General features: G+C 35.8%; 4 protein-coding genes and 2 pseudogenes. All 6 read right to left on the bottom strand.

What is annotated here, in order from left to right:
- Window positions 1-102: 102 nt before the first annotated feature.
- Window positions 103-483 carry a helix-turn-helix transcriptional regulator gene (locus tag ACFILU_RS01290; RefSeq protein ID WP_015856258.1) on the bottom strand — a complete coding sequence of 127 codons (381 nt, stop codon included), beginning with the start codon at window positions 481-483 and terminating at the stop codon, window positions 103-105.
- A gap of 32 nt (window positions 484-515) precedes the next feature.
- The gene (locus ACFILU_RS01285; protein ID WP_375649670.1) at window positions 516-1,382 is read right to left on the bottom strand and encodes a DNA adenine methylase; all 867 of its coding nucleotides are present in this window, start codon (window positions 1,380-1,382) and stop codon (window positions 516-518) included.
- A gap of 109 nt (window positions 1,383-1,491) precedes the next feature.
- Window positions 1,492-1,809, bottom strand: a pseudogene (locus ACFILU_RS01280) (hypothetical protein); the annotation flags it as partial.
- Window positions 1,810-1,820: 11 nt separating this feature from the next.
- Window positions 1,821-2,168 (bottom strand): hypothetical protein, encoded by a 348-nt coding sequence (locus ACFILU_RS01275; protein ID WP_375674424.1) that lies wholly within the window; start codon window positions 2,166-2,168, stop codon window positions 1,821-1,823.
- Between the two features lie 154 nt (window positions 2,169-2,322).
- The gene (locus tag ACFILU_RS01270; RefSeq protein ID WP_375674423.1) at window positions 2,323-2,841 is read right to left on the bottom strand and encodes a hypothetical protein; all 519 of its coding nucleotides are present in this window, start codon (window positions 2,839-2,841) and stop codon (window positions 2,323-2,325) included.
- Window positions 2,783-3,107, bottom strand: a pseudogene (locus ACFILU_RS01265) (hypothetical protein); the annotation flags it as partial. The gene ACFILU_RS01270 and the pseudogene ACFILU_RS01265, both read right to left, overlap by 59 nt.

Here is a 3,107-nt window from a genome sequence, read left to right as displayed (position 1 = left end):
GAAAAATCTTAGCATAATTTGCATATTTATTCAATTATTTCAAAATGATATTATTGTTTTTTAACATATAAAATTATGTTTACGGTGTATAAAATAAGGGGATCAAGGTATTCTATTCTGCAAGCACCGTTTTTTTTCTACTTTCTCCATGAGTTCCTTGCACTTTGTCAGATCTTGTTGTGAAAGAGACTTAAACATTCTAACAAACGTGTTAGAAATTTCATGGTTAAGTGGGTCAGAAGAGTTCATTGTAAAATTCTTACGACAAATATTTGCTTCTCTTCTCAAGATAGAAGCCGTTTCTTCATCTAAAGCATATTTCTCAATGATCTTTTCTTCCATGTCAGCAGGTATAGGCTTTTTGCCAATTTCTACAGAAGATAAAAATGCTATAGATACGCCTAATTTATTAGCCATATCTAATAAACGTTCTGTCCGATCAATACGAATTTTACGTAAGGTTTTGCCAAATGGTGTAAGCATGTGATTAAAGCTCCTATTAATGAAATCTGCAATTAAGCTGCTTTGAGAAGCGAGCCTATATTCTTTTCTAAAAATTGAGGTACTTTGATTTTAGGTGAAAAAATCATCAATTCGGTAGCTTGCCTTTTCTCTTGTAGAGAATATTGTAAGCTAAATTCTATTGAGAGATATTGCCTATACAAAAATTTAATTTCTTCAACGTTGTCATAAGTAATTAGCCAAGGCGCTGTCACATGTTGGGAGATGACATTCTCTAAATTATTATGATCATTAGCTTTGTAAAACGAAGTGTAAAGCCCTTTTCCTTTTTTAAAATAAGGAGGGTCCATATAAAAAAAGGTGTTTTCATCAGTTCCATAACGCAGCAAAAATTCCCGTGCATTTAAACGAGTTAAATGTATTTTATCTTTTTGTTCACTTATGCGAAGAATGCGTTCAATTATATTCTCTTTGTTAAATCGGCAATCTATTTTATAGGCACCGCTTTGTCCTTTCCCTCCAATTGGTCCAGCATTTTTAATAATTCCAGATCTATTTGTGCGATTCAAAAAGAGTGCTGCAAATCCTGCGCTAAGCACATCTGCACTTGCAGGAGAAATTTCTTTTTGTATGTACCATTCTTCTAAGTTAATGGTCGTTGTATTGATTTTTTCTATTAATTCTTCTGTCTTGTGCAAAACGCAATACCAAAAGCTCCAAATGAACAGATCAATATCGTTAATGTGAATATCTTTAACATCACCATTAAAAAGAAGCTTTAGAGCAAGTCCGCACCCGCCAGCAAATGGCTCTCTGTAGGAACAGCCATTTAATGCATTTTTCTCAAATATTTCTTTGATTTTTCCATACAGTGCAGCCTTACCGCCTGGATATCTCAATGGTGAGCAGACATGAGTCATTGTTACGCGCCTTTTTCAATGATTTTTTGATGTTTTTGTTGATTTCATCTATGAACGTTGAGAAGAGACAACGCCATTTAATCTGAACAGTTTTATAAAATCGGAAATTTTACTTTTGGTTTTTAACTGAGCACTGTAGTGTGTAAATAGATATATTTATTAAACTGCGTGTACGTAACATAAGGAAAAATACACAGACTAAAAAAGAATACCAAAGAGCAATATCTGAGTACCAAAGTACATTATCCAATGAAAAAGAAAGCTTGTACTCCACGTACTTAGAAATGAAAGGTAAAGAAACAGTTTCCTTATAACTATTTGGGAAAATTAAAACGACAAGTGCTAAACTTATTAGCTTTAAAAGTCTGTGCATATACTGTTGTAAATCACGTGTTAATGTCTTCCAACCTGTTGTATTGCCGCGTTTGNCTTAGCTGCTTATCTGTAAACATATTTATTTCCTGCGGTTTTCGATAATTTTTTGATCTCTTTATTGATCTCGTCTATAAGAGGTTCGTAATTGAGAATGCTTTTTGGAATATTCCCACCGTAAACCCATGCTTTTACTTGCGCTTTGGTACTAAAATCCGCATTTTCTGGTGTGGTATAATACTGTCCGCCATCAAACTTTTCACACTCTCTTGTACCGTCTTCATATTTGTAGAGGTTGTAAAAATACTCCTCTGCTCCGTCCCCCCAAGGAACATAACCAACAGCTGTTGCAACAAACTCTTTTTGCATGGGTTGTTTACGCTTTTTTAAGAACAGGTCTTTTAATATTTTCATGTTTTTAGTCCATAATTTTACCAATTGGTCTATTTACCTAAAATTTGACCGTACAGAGCGTTTTATCTTGTGGATAGTTTTCATCGTAAAATCTTTAAATCGCTTTGTATGGTACCTTTTTATCGATTTAAACACATGCCTAATCGTAAAATGATCAGCACTTTTCACTATTTTGCTGTGGACCAAAGCGTTTCATTATCCCACCAATGCCATTTAGAGTCTCTTCAAGTTTTTGCTTGTGAACAAGCGTTATAGGCGTTGAATGCTCTTTCGCTGCTTGTTCTTTCAACTCCTTTTCACGGAATCTCAAAACAGCATTGCGTACAAAATTGGCTTTTCTCAAAAGATCGTTTTCCAAATCACGACACAACCTGACAAGTTCACGCGTGCTCGGAAAAAACGTATCGGATAAACAATTTATTTCATCACATAAAATCCGTTTGACCACTGTCATCAGTGACCACACTGATACATTCTCCAAAACCATTCCGTAGGTAAGTGCCATTCCCTCATGGTCTGATTGTTGTGCTATTTTCAAACCACACGACAGCATCCGAATTGCCTTTGCTATATCCTCTTTACCTGCTTTCACTGCGAAAAGCTCTTGCAATTGATCACCAGCCTCTAAAGCAATCGATTCCTGCTGTTTTGTTAATTGGCTGCCATCCTTCAAAACAAACGGACCGCTCGGAGGTATCATCGCATGAATGTGCTTCAAAGTACCCTCGATTTCCGATATCAAGGAGACTGTCTGCAATACGCTCCCCAATGCTTTTTTGCTTTTGAGTGTAATTTCCATTGTTTCCACCATTGTTGTTCGTGTTTTTCGTTTTTTCTAAACCCTCGATAGCCCTGCGTACCCAGTTACGCCATGTTGCTTGCCAATCACGTTTGATAGCATTCTTTCCTGCACAGGCTTTCCAATAATCTCGAAACTTT

This window comes from Bartonella sp. CL100XZDX (genome assembly GCF_042195375.1).
GTDB lineage: Bacteria > Pseudomonadota > Alphaproteobacteria > Rhizobiales > Rhizobiaceae > Bartonella.
This window is presented reverse-complemented; position numbering and strand designations above follow the sequence as displayed.